Genomic DNA, 25271 nt, shown 5'->3' with positions numbered 1-25271 from the left:
GAAAAAGGTGTGGATCGACTGGTTGAAGATATACACATCTACGCGGAGTATTACTGTGCAATGGCATTGGGCAAAGAAAGTGACAAACTGCTTGCCACGTCTTTTCAGGATTTGCGCGAGTTAAAAGTTGATGTGGCATATCCATTTTTACTGGTGCTTTATCATGACTATAAAAATAAAAAATTGTCTCACGAAAATTTCCTGAGCATAATTCGTTTAATTGAATCTTATGTTTTCCGCCGCGCAGTATGTGCGATTCCGACAAATTCTTTAAACAAGACGTTTGCCACTTTTTATAAGGTCATTAATAAAGAAAAATATCTGGAAAGCATTCAGGTACATTTTCTGAATCTGCCTTCATATCGTCGTTTCCCCAACGATGATGAGTTTAAACGAGAATTAAAAATTCGCGATCTCTATAATTTCCGCAGTCGCAACTACTGGTTACGACGACTGGAGAACGATAAGCGCAAGGAACGCGTGGACGATGAGTTTACGATTGAACACATCATGCCACAGAACGAAAACCTGTCGGCTAAATGGCGCGAGGAGCTGGGAAGTGACTGGCAACGTATTCATAAAGAACTATTGCATACGTTGGGGAATCTGACCTTAACGGGGTACAACTCCCGCTATAGCGACAGGCCGTTCGCTGAAAAGCGCGACATGAAAGAGGGGTTTAAACATAGTCCGTTATATCTGAATGTTGGGCTGGGACAATGTGAAAAATGGGATGAAGCCGCTATTCATGCCCGTGCCGATCGTCTGGCGGAGCTTGCGGTTCAGGTTTGGCAAGCGCCTGCTCTTCCTGAAGAGGTATTAGCTGTTTATCGGAGGCAGCCGGAGAACAAAACCAGTTACAGCCAGAATGATTTTCCTTTCCTTGCTGATGGTTCGCATAGCCGGGTGTTATTCGATCATCTTCGCGATGAAGTTATGCGCCTGGACGCAGGGATCACGCAGGAAGTATTGAAGCTCTATATTGCGTTTAAAGCTGAAACGAATTTTGTTGATGTTGTGCCGCAAAAAAGCCGACTGCGATTGTCGCTTAATATGCAGTTTCATGAACTGGTCGATCCGAAAGCTATTGCCAAAGATGTGACAAATGTTGGGCGCTGGGGCAATGGTGATGTGGAAATTGGTTTCAGCGACCTCGCACAACTTCCTTATATTATGGGATTAATTCGTCAGGCATTTGAAAAACAGATGGAGAGCGCGTTGATATAACGCGGCGAATAATACCCGGTAGCACTGGTGCTACCGGGTCAATGTATCAGGCAATTTTCTGTTTACCGGCAATCACCCCAATAAACTCCTGCACCTGCTTTTGTTTACGCGCCGACAGCTTGCACACCTGGCGCAGCGACTGCATCAGTTCGCTCTCTTGTGGCTGAGGCTGCTGGGCGGTGAGCACAATGCAGCCTTCGATCACGTTGACACTAACCGGCGTACCGGTAGGGAAACCCGCGTCCGCCAGCCACTGCCCCTTCATGGTGATGGCGGTGATATGTTTGTGATCCGGGTAGCGGCTCGCATAACCGACGGTTAAATGATGGTTATTTGCCGGGGAGACTTCTGATTTGTTGGAATGTGCAATAGAATGTGAATTAGTCATGATTGCTATTCTCGGTAAATAGTGGTTGTGACGAGCGGTGCGGGTGTGTTGGCGCACATCCGCACCGCGCTAAATACCTGGATATATCATCAGTAAATACAGAGAAAGTCCAGCTAAAAATAGAAAATAATAAAAGCGTTACTGGAAAGATCTGGAAGAGAAATTAACGTTAATTCAGAATGGCCGGATAACAAAGTGTATCCGGCCTTCATAATTAATTTAAAACACTCATATGATGTTCTTTAAAATTCTCTGCCTGTGCCAGCACACCCATATAAACATCATCATTCGCTACTGGCGGGAACTTATGCTTGTGTAGAAGCAGAATAAGCTCAACTTTCAGTTTCGCTTTAATATCATCGCGTTTACTCCAGTCAGGATATTTCGATGTGTTGTCAACCACGCTTTTCATCTCTTTTGCCAGTGACAGCATTTTTTCATCGTCATAGGTAAACTGATATTTATCGCGCATATGCGCCAGAATGTCGAAAAAGGCTTTTTCTTCAATATCAATACCTAAATCGGCCCAGGTGCCCATTTCGGTTTTAATATCATAGATAATATCGGTCATTTCCTGACTGAATGTATCGAATTCTTCACCGTTGAGTACATCATCTTCTCGCCGCTCATTATAACGATCTATAATCGCCTGGAAGCGGCGGGTGAAGTTAATCCCTTGTAACTGGTTCACTTTCTTGAAGTCGCTGATCGCTTTTTCCAGTAATTTTTGTAATAATTGGATCTTCGTTGCCGGAAGTTTGATCTTGTTAATTCGCGCCAGATAATCTTCGTCAAAAATATCGATAGATTCCGCTTTTTTATCGCCAAGAAAATAAATTTCTTCTACGCCATCTGCTTTTAACGCTTCTGCAATCATTTCGCGAACGCGTGCATTCATCTGGGTGACATCCGGTGCGTCACCTTTCGTCAGCTTGAAAACAATTGAACGAACAGCAAGATAATAGTGAATATAGTCACGTTCAGTCTGTGATAATGCTTCGCTGCCGCAGCAGACGTCGTAGGCGGCTTTCATGCGTTTAACCAGTCCCATAAAACGACGTTCAACTTTCTGGGTACGCAGAACAAATTCCGCCGCGCGGTTGAGGCAGGATAATTGCGCTTGTGGCTCACCACTAAAATAATCCCGACTGTCAAATTCGTAAAAGACTTGCCCCAACAAATCGAGATGGTTTTTAACTTCTATTACCGATTGCTGAATATCTTCAAAGTTGGTGGCATCAATGCTGGAATACATTGCCAGTGCCTGGTTCATCTGACTCTTAATGCCGATGTAGTCCACCACTAACCCTTTGCTTTTGCCTTCCAGTTTACGGTTAACGCGAGAAATAGTCTGGATAAGGTTATGTTTTTGTAAGGGCTTATCAATATAGATGGTATCCAGTTCAGGAACATCAAAACCGGTCAGCCACATATCAACAACAATGGCAATTTTGAAATTCGATTTAGCGTTTTTGAACTGCTTATCCAGCTCTTTACGATATTCTTTTGTGCCCAGTAAATCATAAAGCGCCTCGTCGTCATCTTTACCGCGCGTCATGACCATCTTCACCATTTCAGAAGGCGGTAACTCTTTTTGCTCCTGTTCTGTCAGGACGACGCCATCGGGGGCTTGCTTCACTTCAAACCAGGCAGGGCGAATAGCTTTAAGCTGACGGTAGAAATCCCAGGCAATTTCACGGCTGGCACAAACAAACATGGCTTTGCCTTTTACGGTGGAACCTTCGGCTACGCGTTTTTCATAATGTTTAGCAAAATCTTCCGCGAGGGCTTTTAACCGGTCTTCATCACCCAGAACCGCATTCATGGTTGCGGTGGCTTTTTTGCTTTCGTCGATTTGCCACTCATTGGTGCCTGCGTTTGCGCACTCTTCGTAATACTTTTCGACTTCTTCCAGTTTGCTGGAGTCCAGGATCACTTTAGCCGCACGACCTTCGTACACGATGCGTACAGTGATCTCATCCTGAACGGATTCGGTCATTGTGTAACTGTCGATCACTTTACCGAAGACATCGAGCGTCGCGTCGATCGGTGTGCCGGTAAAGCCAACATAGGTGGCGTTTGGCAGTGAATCGTGCAGGTATTTCGCAAAGCCATAAGTTTTGCGCACTTTTCCGCTTTCTTTATCGACGATGACTTTCTGGTCGAGGTTAACCTGGCTGCGATGTGCTTCGTCCGAGATGCAAATGATATTGTTGCGTTCAGAAAGGAGTTCGGTGTCTTCGGTGAATTTATGGATCGTTGTCAGGAATACACCGCCACTATTGCGTCCCGCCAGTTGATTACGCAGATCTTCACGGCTGGTAACGGGAACGATGGTGTCGTCGCCAATGTAATTTTTGGCGTTGCACATTTGCGCAGAAAGCTGATCGTCCAGATCGGTGCGGTCGGTGATCAAAACAATGGTCGGGCTGGCAAACTCTACGCTCTTCATCAAAAGACGCGTTAAAAATTGCATGGTGTAACTTTTGCCACAGCCTGTTGCGCCAAAGTAGGTGCCGCCTTTACCGTTACCGAAAGGTTTACGCGCTTGCTTGATGTTGTAATAGAGTTTGCGGGCGGCATAGTACTGCGGATAACGGCAGCAAATTTTTACTTCGTGCTTGGCTTTATCCGGGAAGCAGATAAAGTTTTTAATCACATCCAGCAGACGTACCGGATGAAACAGCCCCTGAATCATTGAGTGCAGTGATGGAATTCCGTCCTGTTCACGGTTTTCATTACCGGTGACTTTGCGCCATGAGTAAAAGTATTCATAGGGTGCAAACAGGTTGCCCATCCGGTTATTTACGCCATCGCTAATAATGCAGAGCGCGTTGTAGATAAACAGTTGCGGAATATCCCGGCGATAGCGTTTACATAGCTGCTTCCAGGCATCGCCAATACTGGCTTCCTGCTCGCGCACCGCACTTTTAAATTCAAAGACGACCAGTGGCAGACCATTGATATAGAGAATGCCGTCAGGAATACGAGTTTGGTTATCTTTGCCGGAGATTTTTAGTTGGTTAACAATCTTAATCCGATTGAGTGGTGGGTTAATATAGGAGGGCGGGAGTTCCGCCGCCTGTTGCAACGGGACATCTTCGGCGTCAAATATCTGGCGCAGTGCAGCAGGTAGATGTCGGGTGTCGAGCAATTCAATATAGAGATCTTTTTGTTGCCGATCGTCGCGTTTGAACAGAAAACCATTTGCCAGCCAGCGACAAAATGTTTTGTTGCTTTCATAAAGATCGGAGGCCGGAAGTGTGGTGAACTGTTTGATCAGTCGCTGAATCTCTTCTTCAGTAATGCCATCAGGCTGGTAGCGTGCCGCTAAATAATGACGGAGATCGTCTTCGATGATGACCTGATCGAGACTTGAACGTGGGACATTATCGCCGATCAGGTGTTGATATCCCTGATCTTGTAACAGTTCAATGATCGCTTGTTCTAATTTTGCTTCACTGAAAGAGAGACTCATATCGCGCTCCAACCCTGGCTAATTTCTGGTAAGCATTCCCGTATCAGTAGAAAACCTTACCAGAAAGCCCCTGATTTTACAGGGGCAAAATGCGTTATGCAGCTTCTGTATCGGTGTTGAGATCCGGAAGATCTTCCAGGGATAGCTCGCCGGAGATGAGTTTCGGGAGTAGGGTGTCGCGGAGGGCGACTAAAGTATTTATATTTTCAGTTACACTGTGTATTTTATTATGTAACTCGCGGCTTATTTTATCAAAGTATGAAATTATATCGTGTCCAGGAACCGCAATTTTATAATCTTTCAAAATATCAGTTTTAAGATTCGTAAATACGCTACCATTGCCTTGAGAAATTAATTTCTCCTTGATTTCCAAGAATAAATTATATAAATAAATATCAGTCAACCTTTTTTTCTTAGGGAAATGTAGCCAACCATCATGGATGCATGCATCAATATCAAGAAATTTAGGTAAGCCGGGGGTTGCGCTGTTAGAAAGAATTAAACTTCCTTTTTTTAGTAAGACAGTTTTGTTTAAACCTTCAGTTTTAATAAAATCCTTTGTTAAATTTATAAATCTTGAATTAGATGCGGTTGCATCGCTAATCTTTACCCAAGGTAAGCCTTTGTTACATAAAAAATCGTGTATAGGTCGTGGTGAGCCACCTCTTTTAACCGTAATTAGTTTTCCTAATTCAGTAACAAACCAATATTTTGGCACCCAACCCAACTCCGTTTCTTCAAATTTATTTGGGAAAAGCGAGCGGATTTCCGCCGGAAGCGGTTTGAAATCTGCACTATTACGTACTTTTTGACGCAATTCGGCGCGAGTTTGCAGGGCTTCCGGGATTGGATTTCCCGCATCCAGAGCGTTATCAATCACCGGATCAAAATCCACAAACCAGGATTTGAAAAGGGTTTGGGACATTTGTTCCAGAGTTTTATTAATTTTATTATTTAAATCAATTTTTTTATCAAGACACTTTAATTGATGAGAAATTGATTTTTGTAAAGAGACTGGAGGTAGTCTTAGTATTATTTCTCGAAGTTCAGACTGTTTAATACCTGTAACAGTGCTTCCGGAGGCTCTTCCGTCAAGCTGGTTTTGGACAAAAGAAGATTGCAATAGATATAAAAGGTAATCATTTTCTAGAATTCCTTTTTTACCCCTTAGAGTAATAACTCGTTGAGCCAAAGCTACCTTACGTGAATCTAATTGTGCGACTTCACCAAGTGGAGCCTCTGTAGTTAGCACTACATCACCTTCCAAAGGTAACCCACGAACCATCCAGTCATCATAATCATTAATAGCAATAAATTCATTTACTTCTTGAATTCTACCATTTTTAATTATTTTTGCCGTGATCAAGGGGATACCGTTATCAACTTTTTTTGGGGTTTTACCCCTGTAATCAATAATAGCGTCCATACAATCTTCAAGGCGCATTTCTATATAATTATTCCCCATAACCTAACCCCTCCAGATTCTGGCGAATCGCACGATCCAATTCTTCTGCCTGCTTCATCTGCTCAAACAACGTCTTCGACAATTCGCGCATTTTTGTCTCAAATGCCACGCCATCTTCTTCCTGCTCGGCTGTACCCACATAGCGGCCCGGTGTCAGAACGTAGTCGTTATCTTTAATATCTTGCAGGGTCGCAACTTTGCAGAAGCCTGCCTGGTCTTCATATTTTTCCAGCTTGCTGTCACCACGCGCAATCCGTGCAGCCAGCTCTTCCGGTGTACTGCGCCAGGCATGGTAGGTATCGGCGATTGTGGCAATATCTTCCGTCGTTAGCTCTTTAGTTGTGCGGCTAATCATGGTGCCGAGGTTACGCGCATCAATAAACAGCGTCTCGCCCTGACGATTACGATAACCTTTGGTCGGGTCGGCAGCCTTCGATTTGGTCATAAACCATAAACACACCGGGATCTGCGTGGTGTAAAACAACTGACCTGGCAGAGCGATCATGCAGTCAATCAGATCATTTTCGATCATCTGCGCACGGATCTCGCCCTCACCGCTGGTGTTAGAACTCATCGAACCGTTTGCCAGCACAAAACCTGCTGTGCCGTTAGCCGACAGTTTGGAGAGCATATGCAAAATCCAGCCGTAGTTGGCGTTACCGGTTGGCGGCATACGATACCCAGCAAAACGTGGGTCTTTGGTTAATTCGGCTTCATTACGCCAGTCTTTCAGGTTGAAGGGCGGGTTCGCTAGAATGTAGTCGGCTTTCAGGTCCGGGTGCTGGTCGCTAAAGAAGGTGTCTGCCGGGCGTTCGCCGAGGTTAGCTGAAAGACCGCGAATAGCGAGGTTCATTTTTGCCAGTTTATACGTTGTGGCTGTCAGTTCCTGACCATACAGCGCGATATCACGGCTTTTACCCTGATGGCTCTCGACAAACTTCACCGACTGCACGAACATCCCCGCCGAACCGCAGCACGGGTCATAAATTTTGCCCTGAAAGGGTTCGAGCATTTCAGTTAACAGCGTGACCACACATTTGGGCGTGTAGAACTCACCACCGCCTTTGCCTTCAGTTGCGGCAAACTTACCGAGGAAGTATTCGTAAACGCGTCCGACCAGGTCTTCTTTCGATAATGTTTCAACGTCAGTTTCGTGTGCCAGCGTTTCGATGTTGTCGATGGTATCAATCAGTGACGCCAGTTTTTTTGTTTCCAGATTCTGACGGCTGAAGTAGTTGTCTGGCAGCGCACCTTTCAGTGTTGGGTTACGTTTCTCAATGGTCGAGAGGGCGGTGTCAATACGGACCGCAATATCGTCCTGTTTGGCATTTTGTTTGATAAACGACCAGCGCGCCTCTTCCGGCAGGTAGAAAATGTTGTCCTGCTGGTAGAACACTTCCATCTCAAGGAAGTCTGCTTGTCCATCGGCAATCATTTTTTTGCGGCGTGCTTCAAACTTATCGCTGATGAATTTCAGGAACACGAGGCTTAACACCACGTGCTTGTATTCGGAGGACTCAACGCTACCGCGAAGTTGGTTTGCGGTATCCCATAATATTTCTTCAAAGCCTTTCTTTGCTTTGGCTTTTTTAGTTGGTGCTTTGGCCATGATGAACTCTGTTCAGATAAATTGGGTCGCTATTGTAATGGTAGAGGCGGCGGATTTCGCCCTTTAATCCATCTCCAGCTCATCAAACAACTGCAAATCTACATCCAGCAATTCCACTGCATTGCTGCGGCGAATGCCGACGTTATTTTCGATTAACAATTCCAGTAAGCGATCGCCGTCGATAAGCGTAATGGGCGCTGCCCCCGGAAAGAGCGCCGCTTCTGCACATTTCGCCGCAAATTTCCCGGTGGTGATAAGCGTACCGCGAATGGCTTTGTGGTAAGGCAACGCCCCGCGTAACTGGTCGATATACGGGCGGGTGATGGTGTTCTGCATTCTTTTGACCTGCACCACTTCGGTAATAGTGGTGATGCCGACCTGTACCTGACCAATCACGTCCACGCCTTTATCGCCAGAGGCTTTGGTCACTTCGACCTGCTCGTAGCCCATTGCTTCCAGTAATTGACCGACCAGTTGTTCAAATTTGTACGGGTTCATCGTGCTGATTTGTTCGCGCAGCAGCTCTTTTTGCTGCTCGTTGTAGCGTTTCACCGCTTCCAGCAGCTCTTTACGCGGATCGCTTTTTCGTGCTGGCAACGCTTTTCCAAGCCAGGTGCGCCCGGTATCGGTGATGCGATAGCTCATGCCTTCGCGAGTAACCATGTCGCGGTCGATAAGATTATAGAGTCGGGAGTAGAGCGTACTTTTGGCTGACCGGTCAGAAGCGAATTTGGAATGTTGATGCAAAAAGGCCTGCCATTCCGGCAATAAATCGGCGCGGCGTGACATTTCGCGACCAGCTAATAGTTCAAGCAGTTGCAGAATGCCTTCCTGGTCGTCCAGTGAACGCAGCGTTTTTTCGTCATTTTGCAGGAATTTTTGCCCACGCGAGGTGGGCTGCCAGGTATCATCTGGCGTGCTTTCCATCAGCTCAAACTGGGGATAGTTGAGGAATAAGTAGCAGCCGTAGCTGTGGCGCGGGTTCAATATGTGATTATCGGTATCCCAAATACGACGGGCGATGTCGGCATCTTCACCCGTTAAGCGTTCGCTGATCCACAGATCGGGTTCTGACCAGTCAACGGGTTTTTGCGGCGTACCGGTTTGATCGCGAATGGCGGTAATCATATTGCGTACCGCTTTCAAGGAATAGCCTGAGACGGCTTTCATCATAGCCTTAACTTGCGCATAGGTAGGAAAAAGCGGGGTAATGACTTTGTAGTTTTTCACGGTAATCCCTTAACGACAGCGAGGTGTTTAGTGTGCCATGTCAGGCGAGAAATTCTATTGGATGAATCAAGTCCAACTCACTCATTGTCAATTTCATGGTTGATTATTCGAAACGTGATGCTATTTCCAACATCAACGCTATAATTGCAGAATAATTGTACATACATTTTTGTATATACAATTAGGGATGGCAACTATGCCAATGGAGTTTGAATGGGATGCAAACAAGGCCAAAAGTAATCAGGTAAAACATGGCATCCGCTTTGAAGATGCGGTGTTAGTGTTTGATGATCCACAACATTTGTCACAGCAAGATCGCATAGAAAACGGTGAGTATCGCTGGCAGACTATCGGCCTGGTACACGGCATCGTGGTTATTCTGGTTGCGCATACCATCCGTTTCGAAAGCGGAAATGAAATTATTCGAATCATCAGTGCACGAAAAGCAGATCGTAAAGAGAGGAGTCGCTATGAGCATGGTTAAACATAAACGAGGGACTTCCTCTACACTCGATGTGCAGCGTGAGGCCGAACTGAAGGCGCTGGCGAATAAGTCCGACGAGGATATTGATTACAGCGATATTCCACCTTCCAGCGATGAGCAATGGTCTAACGCAGAACGCGGTAAGTTTTATCGGCCATTGAAAACTCAGGCTTCGGTGCGTATTGATGCTGATGTGATGGAATGGCTGAAGCGACCAGGCAAAGGTTATCAGACTCGCCTGAATGCGATTTTGCGCGAAGCGATGTTGCGCGATCAGAACAAAAAATAATTCAGGCCGCCACGCGGCGGCCATCATCCCAATTTACTTCCTCAACCCCGCAAACGCTGCCCGAATCTCATCCTCCGGTAACTGAATCCCGATAAACACCATCGTGCTATGCGGTTTTTCATCGCCCCACGGGCGGTCCCAGTCGGCGCTGTAGAGGCGCTGGACGCCCTGGAACAGCAGGCGGTTAGGTTCGCCGTCAATCCACAGCATCCCTTTGTAACGCAGCAGTTTATCCGCCGATTCCAGCAGCAGGTTTTCCATCACGCGGGAAACTTCGCTGATATCTACCGGGTAATCCAGTTCCACCACAATCGACGAAATATCGTTTTGTTTATCCGCGATAAAGTGGAAACGCGGTTTGGCGCTGACGACGTTCTCTTCCAGCATAAAACCGTTGGTGTTGAACAGCAGGCCCAGATCGATGTCGCCGTGGGTAACGGTGTAGATTGGGGCACGGGCGTTGATGCGCGCCAGGCGTTCACGCAGTTTTTCTGCTTCGCCTGCGACGTCGGTTTTAGTCAGCAGAATACGATCGGCGTAGCCCACTTGTGACTGGGCGATGGTGAACTGGTTCATCTGCTCATCGGCATGTACTGCATCGACCAGCGCAATCACGCCGTCCAGCAGGTAACGCTGGCATAAAATCTCATGGGAGAAAAAGGTCTGAATAATCGGGCCGGGATCGGCCATGCCCGTACATTCGATCACCAGACGATCGAACTGAATATTGCCCTTGTCGAGATTATCCAGCAGGTCGAGTAGCGCGTCCTCCAGCTCGTTGGAACGCGAACAGCAGATGCAGCCGTTGGTCAGCGTTTTGATTTGCGTGGCGCGGTCGCCAATTAATTGATCGTCAACGGAGACTTCGCCAAATTCGTTTTCAATTACGGCAATCTTGTAGCCGTGCTGTTCGTTAAGAATATGGCGCAGCAGGGTGGTTTTGCCCGCGCCTAAAAAACCGGTGAGTAGGGTAACTGCAATCGGGTTCATGCTCTCTCCATTAACAACAGCGCATACCGCCTTTACCATCGCCGCCGTAGCGCGCGTTCTGGCGCTCGCGGAAGAATTCTTCATAGCTCATGTACGGCTTGTCGGGATGGTTGGTCTTCATATGCTCGACGTAGTTGTCGTAGTCTGGAATGCCAATCAACATCTTCGCCGCCTGGCCGAGATATTTTTTTGCCTGTCCTAAGTTACCAAACATTTTGCCTTCCAGATATGCGTAAAGCCCGGAAGGTCTCCGGGCCGGGGATTTGCCGGATGCGGCGTAAACGCTTTATCCGGCCTACGATAGACATTTTGTAAGCCGGATAAGGCAACCGATTAGTGGTGCGAAGAGATCTTCACGCCGCCTTCCGGGATTGGAACGTACGGAGTTTCTTTGTCAGTACGTTTGTCGCTGTTACGCACCGCAAGCCAGGTTTTGAAACCGTAGAAGATGATGCTGTACACCACAATCAGGAACAGAATACTCAGGCCCGCGTTGGTGTAGTTGTTCACAACGATGTGGTTCATGTTGGCAATCTGTTGCGCCGTCAGGTCAGTACCGTTAGCAATCTTCTCTTTGTACTGGCTTGCCATGTAGAAGAAGCCTTCCATCTGCGGGTTGCTGCTGAACAGTTTCAGGCCCAGCGCCCAGGTGGTGCAGATAAGCAGCCATACAGCCGGAACGACAGTTACCCAGATGTATTGGGTGCGCTTCATCTTAATCAGCACAACGGTGCCCAGTACCAGCGCCACGGCTGCCAGCATCTGATTGGAGATACCGAACAGCGGCCACAGGCTCTTAACGCCGCCCAGCGGGTCAACCACGCCCTGATACAGCAGATAGCCCCACAGACCGACACAGCCCGCAGTACCGATGATACCGGCAACCAGAGAGTCGGTTTTTTTCAGGAACGGCACGAAGTTACCCAGCAGGTCTTGCAGCATAAAGCGGCCAGAGCGGGTACCGGCATCCAGCGCGGTCAGAATGAACAGGGCTTCGAACAGAATACCGAAGTGATACCAGAAGCCCATGTCAGCCATCGGCAGCACTTTGTGGAACACGTGCGCGATACCTACCGCCAGCGTCGGCGCACCACCTGCACGGTTCAGGACAGAAGGCTCACCAATGTCTTTTGCGGTTTGCAGGATCTGCTCTGGCGAAATCACGAAGCCCCAGGAGCTGACGGTCGCTGCCGCGTGTGCGGTAACGTCTTTCAGCTGCGCCATGATGATCGGCGCGTTCTCGCCACCCATTTCATGCAGGTTAGGCATGGTGATGCCAAGGCCCGCAGGCGGGGTGTTCATCGCGAAGTAAAGACCCGGTTCGATGATGGACGCAGCAACCAGCGCCATAATCGCCACGAAGGACTCCATCAGCATTGCGCCGTAGCCAATGAAACGCGCGTCGGTTTCGTTAGCCAGCAGTTTCGGCGTCGTACCGGAAGAGATCAGCGCGTGGAAGCCAGACACCGCACCACAGGCGATGGTGATGAACAGGAACGGGAACAGAGCGCCTTTCCACAGCGGGCCAGTACCGTCAATGTACTGGGTCATCGCAGGCATTTTCAGTTCCGGGTTCAGCACCACGATACCCAGCGCCAGACCGACGATAACGCCGATTTTCAGGAAGGTTGCCAGATAGTCGCGCGGGGCAAGGATCAGCCACACCGGCAGCAGTGCGGAAATAAACGCATAGCCAATCAGCGCGAAGGTAATGGTGGTGTCTTTAAAGGTCAGTGCCGGACCCCAGTACGGATCGTGAGCAATCACGCCACCGAAGTAGATAGAGGCAACCAGCAGCACGATACCAATGACAGAGACTTCACCCACACGCCCCGGACGGATAAAGCGCATGTAGATACCCATAAACAGCGCAATCGGTACGGTTGAGCAAACGGTGAAGACACCCCACGGACTTTCGGCCAGGGCTTTAACCACAATCAGCGCCAGGACGGCGAGGATGATGATCATGATTAAGAAACAGCCAAACAGCGCGATAGTCCCCGGTACTGGCCCCATCTCTTCTTTGATCATCTCACCGAGAGATGCGCCGTTACGGCGAGAGGAGATAAACAGCACCATAAAGTCCTGTACCGCACCGGCCAGCACGACCCCCGCCAGCAGCCACAGCGTACCAGGTAGGTAGCCCATCTGCGCGGCGAGAACCGGACCGACCAGCGGACCCGCGCCGGCGATAGCGGCGAAGTGGTGACCAAACAACACGTAACGGTTGGTTGGCACATAGTTCAGACCGTCGTTGTTAATAACCGCAGGCGTCGAGCGCGTGGGGTCGAGTTTCATCACCTTCTGGGCGATGTACAGACTGTAGTAGCGATAAGCCACCAGATACACCGACACAGAGGCGACCACAATCCACAGGGCGCTGACATGCTCCCCCCGACGTAATGCAACTACCGCGAGGCAGAATGCACCGATGATTCCAAGAATCACCCAGGGTATGTGCTTGAATATCTTTTTAGTATCCATAGTAAAACCTGGCATTTTACTCGTCGTCTTTTGGCTTACAGGTGCGGCAGCTGCGTTCGTTCACCCCTGTCACTTACTGTTGTAAGCTCCCGGGGATTCACTCACTTGCTGCCTTCCTGCAAACCAAAATCCATAGAGTAGTTTGTTAATCATAGGCCGAAGCCGTTCTAGGTTTGCGTTGCGTTTGAGGAGGTAAATTGACCGCTATCCTGAAGTGATGTTGCCAGAGTTATGCGCGCGTAAAGTAAGGTAAATAACTGAGTGGTTATATAGAGAAGTAAGCGGTCAGTTTTGCAGATGAGCGGCAAAGAGGTGGTTTAAGCGACAGTAAATATGTGATTTATATCACGTATCTATATTGTGAATAATTTACGGAAATAATTGAGTTTTAAATTCAGGGCATCAATAAATTTATTCCGCGTAATCTTCGCCGGATATTCGTAAAGTTTCCGCTTTACAGGCCGAAAATTCTGCCATCGGTCAACAGGAAAGAGAAACGATGTTTAAACGTATCAGGATCGCGACCAGCTTGCTGCTGGTTTTGGCCGTTTTCGGCCTTTTATAACTGATATCAGGCGGTCTGTTTTTTTTATTCTGTAAAGAATGACAAAGAAAATTTCACCGTTTTTACAAGCTATTCGCTAACAGCAATCCATGCTGAATGGTAGCTGAGTGGCGTTGTTGCAGACACGTAATACCCTCGACCGTGCGGGTATCCACGACATGATGAAAACAATATTGGCAGCGACTCTACGGTTACAGAACTGATGCAAAGTGCCAGTATTTCGCTCAAACAGGCGGAGAAAAACTGGACGGATTACGAAGCGTTGCTGCGTGATCGACACTGGCAGAAGCCGTGGCGGTGTTCCATATTCAGCAGGAACAACAACGTCAATGTGAAGCATCGGCAGTAGTAAAAACCGTCACGTCAGTTGCGCCGCGTAAAGTGGTTATGGCTGATAACGGAGAAAATTGGGAAACGTTTTAATTGCAAAGAAAATGCCCGATAAGCCATAAGTTATCGGGCAATAAGGTGATTACTCTTTACGTGGGTCGTTGATCGGCTGGCGAACCAGGAATATGTACGCCAACGCACCTGCTGCGGTAACGCAACCGCAGATGATTAATGCCAGGCGGAACGAGTGGGTGGTATCGACAATAAAACCGGTAATGATCGGCGCGAAAGAGGCACAGATAAAACTGGCAAAGTTCTGGATACTGCCCACCGACGCAGTCATACGAGAAGCTACCGCCACGTGAATCAATCCCCAACAGGATGTACCGGCAAAGTGAATACAGAATAGCGCCATGCCAATCAGCAGAACTGCCGTCATGGATGTTGTCGCTTGTGGTACCACCAGAGTAAAGGCGGCAGAACAGAACATCCCGGCAATAATACAGATCTTACGGCTCTTGATTGGCGCCATTCCTACTTTGACCAGCCAGTCGGTTACGTAACCGTTGACCAGCATTCCGGCCGCTCCAAACAGGAAAGGGATAGCTGCCATCAATCCTGTGCTTTTTAAATCCAGGTTATAGGCTGTTTGCAGGTAACCTGGCAGCCAGGCCAGATACAGCCACGCAGTGTAGTTGATACCACTGAATCCGAGCATCATTCCCCACATTGTGCGATTACGGAACAGGCTGCGCCATTCAGCAAAACTGAGCGGATCGCGACGGGCATTGACGCTACCGGCATTGAGATAGGCTTGTTCAACGGCGGTTAGCTCCACGTGTTCGCGGTTGCGATAAAGCATATACCAGCCGATGGCGAGAAAAATACCTAATATGCCAATGGTAATAAACATCCCGCGCCAGCCCATTACCAGCATCATTGCTGCCAGAATTGGTGGACTAACGGCAACACCAATGGTTGAGGCTGCGTTGAAGAACCCCATTGGGCGCCCGCGCTCTTTGATGTTGAACCAGTCGTTAATTACCTTAACGCCGCACGGGTTCATTGGCGCTTCACCGATTCCCATACCAATGCGTACCAGTACGAATTGTGTAAAGTTGTGCACCATGCCAGACATTGCCTGGAACAACGACCAGAAGAACATCCCCAGACCCAGCATAATGCGCGGGCCTTTACGATCAAGTAGCGGGCCGCAAGGCAGTTGTGCTATTCCATAAGCCAGCGAGAACACTGATAGCAAAGCACCGATTTCAGTGGCGCTTAACCCAAGTTCTTCCCGAATGGTTAAATTCGCTACCGACAGCGAGCTGCGATCGAGATAATTTATTACTGCCGCAAAAAATAATAACAACATGGCGGTTGTTTGAATGCGTTTAATTCGGGTACTACGTTGAACTAATCCATCAGGCGGCACGGGGATATCTGCCGACGAAGATGAACCAAACGAAGAACGCGGATCGAGGGTGATGTTTTCTTTTTCCACGCCGGACTCCTGTATTTATAATTTTAATATTTGCGTAATTGAGTGTTACGCAAGGTTGATATTAACGGCAGGTGAAAATTTTATTGCTTCACTACCGCTCACAAAAAAACACGATTACAGCCGACTGATTGTGAGCATAGGTATATGGATTTTTCCCGGTATTTATATTTTGATGAAATCGTGCACCCGTTAATAGTTTGCTGTTTTTAATCTGTACTTAATGAGCATGCCGTTTGTTTTCATTAATTGAACGAATCATCGATTGTTTGGCTGAATTCAAATGGTTACGTAGTGCCAGAGTCGCATCCAGATCGCTACGGCAAATCAAAGCGCTGAGAATAGTCATATGCTCATCGACAGCGATGATATTTCGTTGTTTGAGATCGCTTTCGTCCCATTGATAGTGAAAATGAAAGATGACAGAGATGATTTCAAGTGATTGATTAAAAAAGATGTTGTCAGTGGCTGATAAAAGCAATGAGTGAAAGTCGCGGTCCAGTTGCGAGAACATGCGAAAGCTGCTGCCGATGTTGTCACGTAGCATTCGATGGCGTTCGAGGAGGGTTTTCGCTTGTAACCAACGAGGATCGTCATCTGGCAGGTTAAGAAAGTGCTGTAGCGAGTGCGTTTCCAGCATTTCGCGCAGTTCAAAAAGTTGCTCGGCGTAGGATTGATCAAATTGCTTCATGCTCCATTGACCGCGTTTTTCACTCTGAATCAGATTATAACGCCCGAATTTTAAAAGATATTCTCTTACTACGACCGGGCTCACGCCCGCTGCCCGCGCCAGTTGTAGTTCAGAGAATGTTTCGCCAGGGCGTAGTTGACGCTGATTTATCATGGAGAAAAAAGCCTGCTCGAAGATCTTGTTTTGTTCAGCCATTGATGCGGTAGTACAGGCAAAACCGTCATTGTGGTCGGGTTTACGCGAGATGACGTAGTCATTTCCGACCTGAGTCAGAACATTGCATTCGCGCAAGTGGCTGAGAATATGGCGCACGGTGGTGCGACTGATGTTATACATCTCCGCCAGCGCGCTTTGCGATGGGAGCGGGAAAGGGATATGACCACGAGCCATATCATCAATAACCTGATTAATTACATTGTGGCGTAAATTTTGCGAACGACTCATACTTTCCTCCTTGTTGCGCCATTAAAACCCGATTTAAAACATTTTTATGCGTAGGTTTTCACAAAATAGATTTTCTATTTCGCTGGCATTTTTCATTTTCATCGATATCTAAGACAACAAAAAATGGAGAGCCGAATCATGTCTACGATGAATGTATTAATTTGTCAGAAACCGAAAGAATTAGTCTGGAAACAGCGTGAGATACCTATTCCAGGTGACACTGAAGCATTAATAAAAATTAAGTCTGTCGGGATTTGTGGGACTGATATTCATGCCTGGGGAGGAAATCAACCGTTTTTTAACTACCCACGTGTTCTGGGCCATGAAATATGTGGAGAGATTGTTGGGCTGGGTAAAAATATACATGATTTAAAAAATGGTCAGCAAGTTGCCGTTATCCCTTATGTTGCCTGCCAGGAATGCCCTGCATGTAAAAGTGGTCGCACCAATTGTTGTGAAAAAATTTCAGTCATTGGTGTGCATCAGGACGGTGGTTTTAGTGAGTATCTGAGTGTGCCGGTAGCGAATATTTTGCCTGCCGACGGTATTGACCCACAAGCAGCGGCGTTGATTGAGCCTTTTGCGATTAGCGCTCATGCGGTGCGTCGCGCAGCGATTGCCCCTGGTGAACAGGTGCTGGTGGTTGGTGCAGGGCCAATCGGTCTGGGAGCCGCGGCGATTGCAAAAGCGGACGGAGCTCAGGTGGTCGTGGCGGATACCAGCCCGACCCGGCGCGAACATGTGGCTACGTATCTGGAGTTACCGGTTCTGGATCCGTCAGCAGAAGATTTTGATGCCCAGTTGCGTAAACAGTTTGGCGGTTCCCTGGCGCAGAAGGTGATCGATGCGACAGGTAATCAACATGCGATGAATAATACCGTAAATCTGATTCGCCACGGCGGTACGGTGGTATTTGTCGGTCTGTTTAAAGGCGAGTTGCAGTTCTCTGATCCAGAATTCCACAAAAAAGAGACCACAATGATGGGCAGCCGTAACGCTACGCCGGAGGATTTTGCTAAAGTTGGGCGGCTGATGGCGGAAGGAAAAATTACTGCGGGCATGATGTTAACTCATTGCTACCCGTTCGCCACGCTGGCAGAAACTTACGAGCGCGATGTGATTAACAATCGTGAGTTGATTAAAGGGGTTATTACTTTCTGATAATGAGAGATAGCTAAAGTTGCCATGCAGCGTCCGGGGAAGTGTTGGGCGCTGTCTTTTTCTGCTTTTCAGTCATGCTTTATAGACCGGATAAGGCGTTTACGCCGCATCCGGCATTATGTACTCAATGCCGGATGCGACGCTTGCGCGTCTTATACGACCGACAAGTCGGTCAATAATTACCCATCACGCTCAACTACTTTGATTTCTACCATACCAATACCGAGCTTGCGCGGAGAGTGTCCGAGAATGTTCCCTTCGTTAGTTGAGACTGGTTCTGGCGGCACAATGACCAGCGTATCGGCATCGGTTGGGTTATCGAAATGCAACGTCGTGGTGGTCACCTCGTGGCCCAGCACCATCGTTTGCTCTTCTTTTCCTACTCGTACCGGAATCGGTCGGCTGGCGTTGTTGCCGTACGCTTTAGCGGTGATCACCAGATCAAACTTCTTCGGCAGTGGATGTTTATACTCGATTTTCACTTCATCGCCCAACTGCGCGTTGGACCAGCGGCCCCACGACTCTGGACGTGAAATACCGCTAAACTGTTTCACCTCTTCTGGCGCGCCGGCGACGTTAAAGATGAAGCTGTCGGCTTTGTAGCGAATGTCGTTATCGACAATTTTCAGCGTATCCACATTCTCTTTGTGGCGTTTCATGTCGATGACGGTATCTTTAAACGCCGTTTTGCCTTTCCATTCAGGTTTATCAACATGCTGCACAATTTGTTGCCCGCCAAGTTGACCTTGTGAGACGCACCAGTCGGTGGAGAGCGCCAGCTCCGGCGCCCACAGTTGCGCCATCTTGTAACAGCGGTCAACCCAGACGAAATTGTCGCGTGGGGCGAAATCAGCCAACTGGAAACGCAGCGGTGCGGAGTACTCACTTTCCGGCAGGGGTTCCACGCGCTTGTCTGAAACCCGCAACAGCAGCGGCAAACGGAAATGGCTACCCGAGAAGGCAATCATGTTTTTCTGCTGGTCGATGGTGAACTTTTTCATCTCGGTAGGAAACTTCCATAAGCGGATGATATCCGGCTTCCATGCCAGTACTTTCTCTTTAATGTTGAGGAACACTTCTGACATCGACTGCCCGGACAAGCTGCTGCGCCCAAGGCCGAGGAAGTTATCGCCCCCGAGAATATCCAGCACCGTAGCGCCGTTATCCATAGTGTTACGCTTTACTGCCAGCGTCTCTTGCTGTGGTTTGTCGCCGCGAATGACGAAAAACAGGTTATTACGATCCTGTTTATTGAGGTATTTCCACGCCGTGTTGTTCATCGCCAGATGATCGGAAGAGACGACGATGACGGTATCTTTAAACCACGGTGACGCTTTGATTTTGTTGATAAACGTCGCGATATTTTCCTGGCTGCAACTTACCGCGCTGAATGACTGGTTCGGTTTGCCGTCAAAATCATATTTTTTGCGGTTACAGGTGCGAGAGATAAAACCATCCGGGTGATGGGTATCGACCGTCAGGGTAAACAGTGAGAATCGTTGACCGGAACGAGACAGTTCTTCAAATTTTTTCCATGCTTCATCCAGCACGGTATCGTCGTAGAATCCCCAGTCGTTGCGATAATGCGGGTCCGCCACCACGCTTTTCAGTTCTTCCGAGCCATATAAATGGTCAAAACCGTGCGATTTCAGGAATACGTCTTTGCCTGCAAAACGCAGGTTAGCTCCCTGAACGAAATAGTTCTGATAACCCGAATTTTTCAGGATATCGCCCAGACAAATGTTCTGTGGGAAAAAGCTGGAAACCGAAGCGGAAGCGTTGCCTTCAAACGGGGCAAACAGCGGAATGCCGCACTGGGAAGCCACCATGCCCGCGATTGTGTAATCCGTTCCCGGCAGTTGCTGCGTGTGGCTGAAATCCAGCCCTTCATTTTTTAGTGCGCCCAGTTCGGGAGTGAGATCTGGAAAAGCGTCGTTGTCAAAATAGGTTCTCTCGAGACTTTCACCGTAGATATAGACCAGATTGAGTTTAGGATTGGGAATGGTTTTGGATGGTTCTTTGTAATAGGCCGCAAAGTCAGGATCGCCGTCGCGTGACTGGGATTTCACCAGTTCCGTTATCTGACGAAACGCCGGGCTGGCGTCCACTGAGCCCAGTGCCAGTAATAGCGCCAGCAGGCTGTAGCCAAAATGGTGAGGATGATGGCGGCGTCGGCGTAGTATCCAGCCCAGTGCGCTGAAAACGGCAGTCAGCGCGAGTACGATCCCAATACCGGGCAGAATATATTTACTGACGCCTGCTCCGGTCAGGCTGTTCGTTAAGGTGTAGAGCACCGCGTCGTTAATGCCGTCGCCGGTAAAATAGTCGCTGGCAAACAGGGTGATGTTTAAAACAACAAATAGTCCCAGTACCGTTAATGTGGCGGCAAACCACCAGGTATTACGTCCCGCTTTCCATGCGTAGATCAGCACGGAAGCGAGAAACAGGGCGAAAGAGAATAGTTCTGACAACGGGCGATCCTCACTAAACCAGTCCATGTAGCCGATGTTTAAGCTTTTTGAGAAGCACAATGTAATGGCGCGGCCATATTGCTGCAATTCTAGTGTCAAAAAAATGCGATGTTGTTAGGAATTAGTTTATAAACAGACTTTTTTGACAGAGGCAATCTCGCGCATAACGGGGGATGAGAGCGTTATAACTGGAAAAAGGAGAAGGGAATTGCCGCGTCAGCCAATTAACAGCTAAAACGCGGCATTACGTGGATCAGGAGATAAAGCTCAGCCCTTGTTTTAATACCAGATCGCAAGCTTTGGTTTTCACTTTCTCTGCCAGCGGAGTAGTACCGATATTATCCAAATTGAGCTGTTGACCATCTTTGGTCTTTAACAGACCCTGAATGCCATCCAGATAGTTGGTGTCTTCTTTCTGTTTTTCGCTGTTCAGGCCCAATTTTTCCAGCACCTGGTTTTTCACATTTTCGGCATCGGTTACTGAAGCCAGCTTTTGCTTCGCGCAATATTGCAAAATACCCGCAGCATTGTTCATGTTGTCTGCGCTTAATGCTTGATTGCCGCTGCCAAGCAGGCTCGTTAAGGAAGAGAGCGACCAACCGCTTTCCTGTGTTGTGCTGTTCTGGTTACTAAGTCCGCTGGCAGCGCTGGTGAGCGTCTATTTCCAGGAGGCGGCGTGTGTTCCGGCAGAAACTAGCGCGCTGGCGGTAATTGCACAGCACAGAAGGTATTTAACAGTTTTCATCATAATTACTCATAGTGGCATTTTGTCGCAGTATAGCGTCAGGGCCGGGCGGAATTGTCTTAATATTCTTTGCCCGTGACCCGGCTGCGATAACTATCCCAGTTGAAGATCACCCACAGACTGTTACCTAACCGCATACGATCCATCACTCGCTCACCCAGTAATTTCGTCATTTCTTCCATGTTGCTGTTGGTCAGCATCCCGGTTGGGCGCTTGGAAGAGGAACGACGATCGACGATCTGGTTGATGATCACTTTTTCATATTTGGATTCGGTTTGAACGCCGATCTCATCGATTACCAGCAGATCAACATTACTCAAATCGTTCAGTAGCTGCTCTTCACTGGTGCTGTTATTTCTGAAGGTATCTTTCATCGCCGACATAATATCGGCCACGGTAATAATCAGGACTGATTTACCGCGTAGCAGCAGTTCGTTGCAGATCGCCGCCGCCAGATGGTTTTTGCCAGTTCCAGGCTTGCCAGAAAAGATAAAGCTGGCAATGTTGCCGTCGAACTCTTCCACATACTGGCGTGCTTTGCTTAACGCATTCATCTGGCCTTCGCACTCAACGCGATAGTTCTCGAAGGAGCAATTTTGATGTAGCGGACGAATGCCGGAGCGATTAAAGGTGCGCTGCATTTTCATCGCCCGATTTTCGCGTTCAAGGGCGGCGGAGCGGATGGCTCCTTGTTCTTTCTGCCAGGCTAATAGTTCTTCACCCGTTTTGAAGGCGGGTTTGATATGAGCAGGCATCATTTTTTGCAGGCGCTGCATCAGGTCGCCAACGTTTTTCATCGTTATCCTCTGAATCCCGGTGGAATTTGGCTGTCAGGTTCACTGACCGTGTTCACATCTCGTTTGGCTAATCCGCCGCTGCTGGCGCGACCGATTTGCAGACTGCGCGCCAGTTTTTGTTGCCATTGTACATGGTGAAAAACTTTGCCTTCCGCCTGCCAGTAGGCAATGAATGAGGCCAACTCTTCGGCTGTTACCGGCTCTCTTAGCGCCACGCCCCATAACGCGGCCTGGCGGATAAAGTCGGCATCGGGCTGCCAGTCTGGGTACATGGCGAATTTACCCATTGGTACGGCAACGGGAGCGGCTTGCGGTTCCTGATAGAGTTGATCGTCCAGAGCAACATCGCTTCCCGGACGTGCCAGCTTTTCTTCCAGCGCCAGCAGTTCAGCCAGGCGCGCGGGCGTGACGGCATAAAAGGCCGGGGCGTTGTTAGCAAATACGGCAACCACACCGCTTTCAGCTTTTGCCAGAACGGTTTGGTGATCGTGTACCAGGGCGTCAATACCAACGACGTCCGGGGTCAAAACTCTGGAAGACATACTGTTTCTCAATATGGAACGATGAACGAGAAGGGAGATTACTTTTATAGTAACACACGGATGAGAGGAGGCTGTCTCTCATCCGTGTGCTTAAGCGAGGCAATTTTATACGCGGGGACGCTTGCGGTACAACCATAATCCAGGAACGGAAAGGCCAATGGATAATGCGCCAACAATTGATGAAGCCGTAAGAAAGTTGGTTAACAGGGCAATCATCAACGGTTCGCTGTATCCTAACTGGCTGATTTTTACCGCTGAAATCATCGCAGTGTAGGCGGGAATACCCGGGAACATGGGGATCACCGCCGCCACGGTGAAGACTTTCGGATGCGCCAGATACCAGCGTGACCACTGGATGCCAATGGTGCCGACCAACAGAGAAGCTATGAATGTCGACCATTCGATATTCAGCTCGGTAGTCATTAAGATCATCCGCGTACCATGACCCATGGCGACAAGTAGCGCACACCAGCGTAATGCCCTAATGGGGACGTTGAACACCATGGCGAAACCGACCGCCGGTATAGCCGCGAGGATCATATCCTGTGCCAGCGCCAACAGAAATTCGATTACACCCATCCGCGTAGCCCCCATATGGTTAATGCCATCACCACACCGACGCAGGTCGCCAGGGTCAACAGACTGGCGATCGCCCAACGTGCCAGCCCGGTATTAATGTGGCCCTTAAACATATCGGCGACGGCATTAATGAGTGGAAAACCCGGCACCATAGCCGTGTGATGGCCCGCTGTTGCTCTTCTTGCATGACTCGCCCTGTGTCATTAGACGTGTTGCAGATTGTCCAAATAATGAGATCCCTTTTGTATCATGAAGCGCGGTTGTTTTGACGTTGGTTAAGATCAAAATTGCGCTGATTAGTCCTGATCCCTATGGTGAGTCCGGTGTTGGACCGAAGTTTGTATTTGTCATGAAGTAAATTATTGTATGAATATTATCATTTCAATGAATTAATGATTTTTTCTTTTACGCGTTCAGTTAATTTCCGATGGTATGTACTTTAAGTGAGTGAAGATAAATAACTAGCTAGATTTTATTACTTTTTTCTCGTTTTTCTGGCGAAAATGCTTGCATGGCGGCATTGTTCGTCTTTTTAATTATATAAAAAAGTGATTGAATTCCAGACCCATCATTAAGTATTTCTAACAACATAATTTAGATATTTTAAATGTGTCAAAGCTATTTCACCAGGTTATTATTTGAGGCTATTCTCCTGAAACATACAAAGGGCTTTTGTGTGCAGGAGCAACTGATATGAAAGTGAATGCTAAGGATAATTTATTCGCTTAGTCTATTGATCTGTTGGATTTATTTAAGGAATGAATATTCTGAAAAGCCATTATGATTTTTAGACAGTGGATGTGGAGGAAATATGTTGCCAGGATGCTGCAAAAATGGAATTGTTATCAGTAAAATACCCGTCATGCAAGCAGGGCTGAAAGAGGTCATAAAGACCCATTTCCCTGAATATGATATGACATCCAGCGCCTCTGCAGAGGAGCTTACCTTATTACAATTACGCCGTGCTGGGTTAGTGATTGTTGATTTAGCCGGACAAATTGAACACCCGCGAGCCGTTTGTGAGCATTATTATTCGTTAATCTCGCAATATCGGGAGATTCACTGGATTTTTATGGTGTCGCGCGCCTGGTATACCCTGGCGGTAGAGTTGCTGATGTGTCCCACCGCGACATTATTATCCGATCTCGAACCCATTGATAGTCTGGTCAAGACCGTTCGTTCCGGTAATGCCCATGCAGACCGAATCAGCGCTATGCTGACTTCTCCTGTGATGTCGGAAACGCAAGATTCAAATTATCAGTCTGTCGTTTTGACCATTTCTGAACGTAAGGTTCTGCGGTTGTTAGGTAAAGGATGGGGCATCAACCAGATAGCGTCATTGCTTAAAAAAAGTAATAAAACCATTAGCGCACAAAAGAACAGTGCGATGCGTCGTCTGTCAATTCACAGCAACGCGGAAATGTATGCATGGATAAATAGCGCACAGGGTGCAAGAGAACTTAACTTGCCTTCTGTTTATGGAGATGCCGCGGAATGGAACACAACCGAATTAAGAAGAGAAATGTCGCACTTATAGAAAAATGCGTCATGAGCAGTATCGGGATTGAGAGTTTATTCAGAAAGTTTGCGGGTAACCCCTATAAACTCCATATCTACACTAGCCGGGAGGCGTTCCAGGATGCTATGTCACGAGTCTCATTTACGGCGGTTATATTCTCGTTTTCTGCCATGAGAACGGAGCGCAGAGAGGGATTATCCTGTTTGAATGAACTGGCAATTAAGTTTCCACGTACCCGACGTTTGGTTATTGCAGATGATGATATCGAAGCACGATTGGGTG

20 protein-coding genes and 4 pseudogenes are annotated in these 25271 nt (G+C 48.0%); 8 read left to right on the top strand and 16 right to left on the bottom strand.

The window, feature by feature from the left end:
- Positions 1-60: 60 nt before the first annotated feature.
- On the top strand, positions 61-1227 hold the full coding sequence (locus EA14781_RS25690; RefSeq protein ID WP_077776600.1) for a GmrSD restriction endonuclease domain-containing protein: 1167 nt from the start codon (positions 61-63) through the stop codon (positions 1225-1227).
- 46 nt (positions 1228-1273) lie between these two features.
- Here EA14781_RS25690 and symE read toward each other — a convergent pair whose 3' ends face one another.
- From symE to EA14781_RS10445, 5 genes are all read right to left on the bottom strand, one after another.
- Positions 1274-1615 carry an endoribonuclease SymE gene (gene symE, locus EA14781_RS10465; RefSeq protein ID WP_000185067.1) on the bottom strand — a complete coding sequence of 114 codons (342 nt, stop codon included), beginning with the start codon at positions 1613-1615 and terminating at the stop codon, positions 1274-1276.
- A 214-nt stretch (positions 1616-1829) separates the two neighbouring features.
- A complete protein-coding gene (locus tag EA14781_RS10460) occupies positions 1830-5093 on the bottom strand; it encodes a type I restriction endonuclease subunit R (protein WP_000058879.1) in 3264 nt (1087 codons plus the stop codon).
- Between the two features lie 94 nt (positions 5094-5187).
- Positions 5188-6558, bottom strand: coding sequence for a restriction endonuclease subunit S (locus tag EA14781_RS10455; RefSeq protein ID WP_000527982.1), 1371 nt, complete (start codon positions 6556-6558; stop codon positions 5188-5190).
- Positions 6548-8167: a type I restriction-modification system subunit M gene (locus EA14781_RS10450; RefSeq protein ID WP_001029738.1), complete on the bottom strand. Its 1620-nt coding sequence runs from the start codon at positions 8165-8167 to the stop codon at positions 6548-6550. The genes EA14781_RS10455 and EA14781_RS10450 overlap by 11 nt, the downstream gene beginning before the upstream one ends.
- 63 nt (positions 8168-8230) lie before the next feature.
- Complete coding sequence (locus tag EA14781_RS10445) at positions 8231-9397, bottom strand: restriction endonuclease (protein WP_000800832.1); 1167 nt, start codon at positions 9395-9397, stop codon at positions 8231-8233.
- A gap of 196 nt (positions 9398-9593) precedes the next feature.
- On the opposite strand from EA14781_RS10445, the gene EA14781_RS10440 reads away from it, so the two are divergent.
- Both EA14781_RS10440 and EA14781_RS10435 read left to right on the top strand, forming a co-directional pair.
- A complete protein-coding gene (locus tag EA14781_RS10440) occupies positions 9594-9881 on the top strand; it encodes a BrnT family toxin (RefSeq protein WP_024164652.1) in 288 nt (95 codons plus the stop codon).
- Positions 9868-10170, top strand: a complete 303-nt coding sequence (locus EA14781_RS10435; protein WP_000063163.1) for a BrnA antitoxin family protein — start codon at positions 9868-9870, stop codon at positions 10168-10170. Before EA14781_RS10440 ends, EA14781_RS10435 begins: the two co-directional genes overlap by 14 nt.
- Positions 10171-10203: 33 nt before the next feature.
- On the opposite strand, the gene yjiA is transcribed toward EA14781_RS10435, so the two are convergent.
- The 3 genes from yjiA to btsT all read right to left on the bottom strand — a co-directional run bounded on the left by yjiA (position 10204) and on the right by btsT (position 13644).
- Positions 10204-11160 (bottom strand): GTPase, encoded by a 957-nt coding sequence (gene yjiA, locus EA14781_RS10430; RefSeq protein ID WP_002430330.1) that lies wholly within the window; start codon positions 11158-11160, stop codon positions 10204-10206.
- A 10-nt stretch (positions 11161-11170) separates the two neighbouring features.
- Positions 11171-11374, bottom strand: a complete 204-nt coding sequence (locus EA14781_RS10425; RefSeq protein ID WP_000467859.1) for a YbdD/YjiX family protein — start codon at positions 11372-11374, stop codon at positions 11171-11173.
- A 119-nt stretch (positions 11375-11493) separates the two neighbouring features.
- Positions 11494-13644, bottom strand: a complete 2151-nt coding sequence (gene btsT / locus EA14781_RS10420; RefSeq protein WP_024164651.1) for a pyruvate/proton symporter BtsT — start codon at positions 13642-13644, stop codon at positions 11494-11496.
- A gap of 499 nt (positions 13645-14143) precedes the next feature.
- Between btsT and EA14781_RS23150 the strand changes: the two are divergent.
- Together EA14781_RS23150 and EA14781_RS10415 are read left to right on the top strand one after the other, a co-directional pair.
- A pseudogene (locus EA14781_RS23150) lies at positions 14144-14483 on the top strand (Tar ligand binding domain-containing protein); the annotation flags it as partial.
- A 17-nt stretch (positions 14484-14500) separates the two neighbouring features.
- A complete protein-coding gene (locus EA14781_RS10415; RefSeq protein ID WP_024164650.1) occupies positions 14501-14632 on the top strand; it encodes a hypothetical protein in 132 nt (43 codons plus the stop codon).
- Between the two features lie 49 nt (positions 14633-14681).
- Here the strand turns inward: EA14781_RS10415 and EA14781_RS10410 are convergent, their stop codons facing one another.
- Positions 14682-16043: an MFS transporter gene (locus EA14781_RS10410; RefSeq protein ID WP_000410123.1), complete on the bottom strand. Its 1362-nt coding sequence runs from the start codon at positions 16041-16043 to the stop codon at positions 14682-14684.
- A 217-nt stretch (positions 16044-16260) separates the two neighbouring features.
- Positions 16261-17175, bottom strand: coding sequence for a GntR family transcriptional regulator (locus tag EA14781_RS10405; RefSeq protein ID WP_000091560.1), 915 nt, complete (start codon positions 17173-17175; stop codon positions 16261-16263).
- A gap of 138 nt (positions 17176-17313) precedes the next feature.
- On the opposite strand from EA14781_RS10405, the gene lgoD reads away from it, so the two are divergent.
- Positions 17314-18336 carry an L-galactonate oxidoreductase gene (gene lgoD / locus EA14781_RS10400; protein WP_000106019.1) on the top strand — a complete coding sequence of 341 codons (1023 nt, stop codon included), beginning with the start codon at positions 17314-17316 and terminating at the stop codon, positions 18334-18336.
- A 179-nt stretch (positions 18337-18515) separates the two neighbouring features.
- Here the strand turns inward: lgoD and opgB are convergent, their stop codons facing one another.
- The 6 genes and pseudogenes from opgB to EA14781_RS23145 all read right to left on the bottom strand — a co-directional run.
- Positions 18516-20807 (bottom strand): phosphatidylglycerol--membrane-oligosaccharide glycerophosphotransferase, encoded by a 2292-nt coding sequence (gene opgB, locus EA14781_RS10395; RefSeq protein ID WP_024164649.1) that lies wholly within the window; start codon positions 20805-20807, stop codon positions 18516-18518.
- 253 nt (positions 20808-21060) lie between these two features.
- Positions 21061-21555, bottom strand: a pseudogene (locus EA14781_RS10390) (YjjA family protein).
- Between the two features lie 56 nt (positions 21556-21611).
- A complete protein-coding gene (gene dnaC, locus EA14781_RS10385) occupies positions 21612-22349 on the bottom strand; it encodes a replicative helicase loader DnaC (protein ID WP_000799910.1) in 738 nt (245 codons plus the stop codon).
- 2 nt (positions 22350-22351) lie between these two features.
- Positions 22352-22891: a primosomal protein DnaT gene (dnaT, locus tag EA14781_RS10380; protein ID WP_000098828.1), complete on the bottom strand. Its 540-nt coding sequence runs from the start codon at positions 22889-22891 to the stop codon at positions 22352-22354.
- A gap of 105 nt (positions 22892-22996) precedes the next feature.
- Entirely contained in the window at positions 22997-23470 is a 474-nt protein-coding gene (locus EA14781_RS10375) for a threonine/serine exporter (protein ID WP_000538186.1), read from the bottom strand.
- Positions 23461-23622, bottom strand: a pseudogene (locus EA14781_RS23145) (threonine/serine exporter family protein); the annotation flags it as partial. The pseudogene EA14781_RS23145 and the gene EA14781_RS10375, both read right to left, overlap by 10 nt.
- 659 nt (positions 23623-24281) lie before the next feature.
- Between EA14781_RS23145 and EA14781_RS10370 the strand changes: the two are divergent.
- Together EA14781_RS10370 and EA14781_RS10365 are read left to right on the top strand one after the other, a co-directional pair.
- Entirely contained in the window at positions 24282-25007 is a 726-nt protein-coding gene (locus tag EA14781_RS10370) for a helix-turn-helix transcriptional regulator (protein ID WP_000936619.1), read from the top strand.
- Positions 24965-25271 (top strand): annotated as a pseudogene (locus tag EA14781_RS10365) (DNA-binding transcriptional activator BglJ); the annotation flags it as partial. The gene EA14781_RS10370 and the pseudogene EA14781_RS10365, both read left to right, overlap by 43 nt.

The sequence above is a fragment of the Escherichia albertii NBRC 107761 = DSM 17582 genome (genome assembly GCF_000759775.1).
GTDB lineage: Bacteria > Pseudomonadota > Gammaproteobacteria > Enterobacterales > Enterobacteriaceae > Escherichia > Escherichia albertii.
The sequence above is the reverse complement of the archived record's forward strand: the minus strand, read 5'-3'. Positions and strand labels throughout refer to the sequence as shown.

Excerpts from the sequence above, each read along its gene's own strand:
- yjiA (WP_002430330.1), bottom strand. The coding sequence starts at position 11,160 with ATGAACCCGATTGCAGTTACCCTACTCACCGGTTTTTTAGGCGCGGGC.
- EA14781_RS10455 (WP_000527982.1), bottom strand. The coding sequence starts at position 6,558 with ATGGGGAATAATTATATAGAAATGCGCCTTGAAGATTGTATGGACGCT.
- dnaT (WP_000098828.1), bottom strand. The coding sequence starts at position 22,891 with ATGTCTTCCAGAGTTTTGACCCCGGACGTCGTTGGTATTGACGCCCTG.
- EA14781_RS10375 (WP_000538186.1), bottom strand. The coding sequence starts at position 23,470 with ATGGGTGTAATCGAATTTCTGTTGGCGCTGGCACAGGATATGATCCTC.
- EA14781_RS10405 (WP_000091560.1), bottom strand. The coding sequence starts at position 17,175 with ATGAGTCGTTCGCAAAATTTACGCCACAATGTAATTAATCAGGTTATT.
- EA14781_RS10440 (WP_024164652.1), top strand. The coding sequence starts at position 9,594 with ATGCCAATGGAGTTTGAATGGGATGCAAACAAGGCCAAAAGTAATCAG.
- dnaC (WP_000799910.1), bottom strand. The coding sequence starts at position 22,349 with ATGAAAAACGTTGGCGACCTGATGCAGCGCCTGCAAAAAATGATGCCT.
- EA14781_RS10435 (WP_000063163.1), top strand. The coding sequence starts at position 9,868 with ATGAGCATGGTTAAACATAAACGAGGGACTTCCTCTACACTCGATGTG.
- symE (WP_000185067.1), bottom strand. The coding sequence starts at position 1,615 with ATGACTAATTCACATTCTATTGCACATTCCAACAAATCAGAAGTCTCC.
- btsT (WP_024164651.1), bottom strand. The coding sequence starts at position 13,644 with ATGGATACTAAAAAGATATTCAAGCACATACCCTGGGTGATTCTTGGA.
- EA14781_RS25690 (WP_077776600.1), top strand. The coding sequence starts at position 61 with ATGGCATTGGGCAAAGAAAGTGACAAACTGCTTGCCACGTCTTTTCAG.
- EA14781_RS10370 (WP_000936619.1), top strand. The coding sequence starts at position 24,282 with ATGTTGCCAGGATGCTGCAAAAATGGAATTGTTATCAGTAAAATACCC.
- lgoD (WP_000106019.1), top strand. The coding sequence starts at position 17,314 with ATGTCTACGATGAATGTATTAATTTGTCAGAAACCGAAAGAATTAGTC.
- EA14781_RS10425 (WP_000467859.1), bottom strand. The coding sequence starts at position 11,374 with ATGTTTGGTAACTTAGGACAGGCAAAAAAATATCTCGGCCAGGCGGCG.
- EA14781_RS10450 (WP_001029738.1), bottom strand. The coding sequence starts at position 8,167 with ATGGCCAAAGCACCAACTAAAAAAGCCAAAGCAAAGAAAGGCTTTGAA.
- EA14781_RS10460 (WP_000058879.1), bottom strand. The coding sequence starts at position 5,093 with ATGAGTCTCTCTTTCAGTGAAGCAAAATTAGAACAAGCGATCATTGAA.